We start from the raw sequence: 3142 nt of genomic DNA on the forward strand, positions 1-3142 counted from the left end.
GAAAGAACCGCGTCGACTCCGACGCCGCCAGAATCACCGCCTTATACCCCGCCACATTGGCCTGCGAGGACAACGCATCCATCACCTGCGCCCGCGAAATCCGCGGAATCGCCTCCACCGCAAACGCGGTCACGTCGGCGAGGCGCAGCCGTTCCACCACTTCGGGGTGCGCCCGCGGGGCCAGGAAGCCGACGAGGACCGATCCTGGCTTCAGCAGGCTGATCTCGTCCGAGCTCGGTGGGTTGACCTTTACCACGACGTCGGCGGGCCAGGGATCACCGATCGTCGCGCCTGCCCTTTCGTAGTGCTCGTCACCGATCAGCGCTCCGTCTCCGGCCCCGCTCTCCACGACGACTTCGAGCCCGAGGGCACGAAGTCGCTCGACGATCTTGGGGACCAGCGCGACGCGGCGTTCGCCCTCCGCGGATTCCCGCGGGATTCCGATCAGGGTCATGCTCCTCCTCCTGGCTGTGGCCGGTCGGAACGCTCCAGGCGGTGCAGGTCTGTGGAGGCCTCCGGCGGCTCAGTCGAGCCCGGCAATAAAAAGGCTAGGGCAATTGCATATTGTATGCAACCATTGAGTGGGCTCCACTGCGCCTGGCGCCAGGGAGCTCGAGCTCACGATCGAGCTATGCAGACAGTATCCAATAGAGGGGAGTCGCCGTGAAGATTGCAGTCGTCGGTGCCGGAGCGATTGGCGCGTACTGGGGCGCCGCATTGCAGCGCGGTGGCGCCGAGGTCCACCTCATCGCCCGCAACGCCCATCTACATGCCATGCGGGAGAACGGGGTTCGGGTTCTCAGCGCGCGTGGCGACTTCGTCGCCTACCCCCACGCCACGGACGACCCGGCCGAGATCGGGCCCGTCGACTACGTCTTCCTCGGGTTGAAGGCCCACGGCTACCCGTCCTGCGGTCCCCTGGTGAATCCGCTGCTCGGTGCGCACACCGCGGTGCTGGCGGCGCAGAACGGCATCCCGTGGTGGTACTTCCACGAACTGCCCGGCCCCTACCGGGGGCGTCGCGTCGAGGCCGTCGATCCCGGCGGCGCCACCAGTGCGGTGCTCTCACCCGAGCGCGCCATCGGCTGCGTAGTGTATCCGGCTACCACCATCGAGGCGCCCGGGGTGATCCGTCACCTCGAGGGCACCCGGTTCTCCATCGGGGAACCGTCGGGCGAGCTCTCCCCGCGCTGTAAGGCGTTGAGCGAAGCCATGATCGCCGGCGGATTGAAGGCTCCCGTCGAGGCCGACCTGCGCAGTGACATCTGGATCAAGCTGATGGGCAACGTCGCCTTCAACCCGCTGAGCGCGCTGACCAGGGCGACGATGGTCGAGATCTGTCAGAACCCGAGCACCCGGCAAGTGGTGATCCAACTGATGGAGGAGACCCTCGACATCGCGGCCAGGGTCGGCGCCGCCCCGGACATCTCCATCGAGAAGCGGTTGCGTGGTGCCGAGAACGTGGGGCACCACAAGACCTCGATGTTGCAGGACCTCAAAGCGGGCAAGCAGCTGGAACTCGACGCGATCGTGACCGCGGTCGTGGAGATGGCCGACCTGACGGGCGCCGCCGCCCCCACGTTGCGCACCGTCCATGCCGCCACCGACCTGCTCGCGCGCACCTGCGCGCCAGCAGTGCCGGTGGTCGACCGCACCACCGAGCGGGCAACTCAGCCGGCTCTGCAGTAAGGGAGAAGAGAAATGGTGAACCGCCGCGCAAAGATCGTCTGTACGTTGGGTCCGGCCACCGCCACCGCCCCGGTGCTGACCGAACTCATCGATGCCGGAATGGATGTGGCCCGACTGAACTTCAGTCACTCCACCCGGGCCGAGCATTCGGCGCTCTACGGGATGGTCCGTGACATCGCCGCCGAACGCGGCCGCATGGTCGGCGTGCTCGCCGACCTGCAGGGGCCGAAGATCCGGCTGGGCTGCTTCGCCGACGGGCCGGTGCTGTGGGCAACTGGGGACCGGGTCGTGATCACCACGGACCCGTGTCCTGGCGACCACGACCGGGTGTCCACGACCTACGAGGGGCTCTCGAACGACGTGCGCCCCGGCGACCGGCTGCTCGTCGACGACGGCAAGATCGACCTGCGGGTGCTCGAGGTCGCGGGCTCCGACATCCGCTGCGAGGTGCTCGACGGGGGCCCGGTGAGCGACCACAAGGGCATCTCGCTTCCGGGTGTCGCAGTGAGTGTTCCACCCTTGTCGGAGAAGGACATCGAGGACCTGAAGTTCGCACTCGAACTCGGCGCCGACATGGTCGCGATGTCGTTCGTGCGCGCCCCCGAGGAGGTCAAGCTCGCGCACGCAATCATGGACGAGGTCGGGCGGCGGGTGCCCGTGATCGCCAAACTCGAGAAACCGGAGGCGGTCTCGGACCTTCCGGCGATCGTCGAGGCGTTCGACGGTCTGATGGTGGCCCGCGGTGACCTCGGCGTCGAGATGCCCTTGGAGCAGATACCGCTGGTGCAGAAGCGGGCCATCCAGTTGTGCCGCCAGGCGGCCAAGCCGGTCATCGTGGCGACCCAGATGCTGGATTCCATGATCTCCGACCGGCGGCCCACCCGCGCGGAGGTCTCCGACGTGGCCAATGCGGTCTTCGACGGGGCGGACGCGGTGATGCTGTCAGCCGAGACGAGCGTGGGCGCCCACCCGGCGTACGTGGTCGCGACTATGGCGCGCATCGTGGAGGCTGCCGAGAGCGGGCCGGGCCGGGGCGAGTCACTCGAGTGGGCCGCCGAAGACGCCACGGATGCCCAGTTCGGCGATGCCATCGCCGCGGCTGCGTGCGAAGTGGGCCAACGCCTCGGCGCGGCGGCTTTGTGCTGCTTCACCCGCACCGGTGACACGGCATTGCGCCTGGCGCGGCAGCGCTCGCCGCTACCCCTGCTGGCCTTCGCGCACGACGAGACGGTGCGGGCGCGGCTGGCGTTCTCCTGGGGTATCGAGTCCGCCGTGCAGGCACCGGCCGCGGCGGCCGAATCCATGCCAGGCGAAGTGGGTCGGGCGCTGGTGGAAATGGGCGCGTGCCATCCTGGCGACGTGGTGGTGGTCGTGTCCGGGAGCCGCAGCGGCGTGGCCGGTTATACCGATTCGGTGCGGGTGCTGCGCATCGAATGACGTCGCCGTGGCGGGG

3 protein-coding genes are annotated in these 3142 nt (G+C 68.3%); 2 read left to right on the top strand and 1 reads right to left on the bottom strand.

What is annotated here, in order from left to right; all coding sequences use genetic code 11:
• Nucleotides 1-454, bottom strand: a 454-nt coding sequence (locus QOI01_RS28980) for a Rossmann-fold NAD(P)-binding domain-containing protein (RefSeq protein WP_526386589.1), incomplete at its 3' end; no start/stop codon positions are given.
• A gap of 209 nt (nt 455-663) precedes the next feature.
• Here QOI01_RS28980 and QOI01_RS28985 point away from each other — a divergent pair.
• Both QOI01_RS28985 and pyk read left to right on the top strand, forming a co-directional pair.
• A complete protein-coding gene (locus QOI01_RS28985; protein ID WP_526386590.1) occupies nt 664-1689 on the top strand; it encodes a ketopantoate reductase family protein in 1026 nt (341 codons plus the stop codon).
• Between the two features lie 12 nt (nt 1690-1701).
• A complete protein-coding gene (gene pyk / locus QOI01_RS28990; RefSeq protein WP_526386591.1) occupies nt 1702-3126 on the top strand; it encodes a pyruvate kinase in 1425 nt (474 codons plus the stop codon).
• Nucleotides 3127-3142: the final 16 nt, after the last annotated feature.

The organism is Mycobacterium sp. (genome assembly GCF_032162605.1).
Classification (GTDB): Bacteria; Actinomycetota; Actinomycetes; order Mycobacteriales; family Mycobacteriaceae; genus Mycobacterium.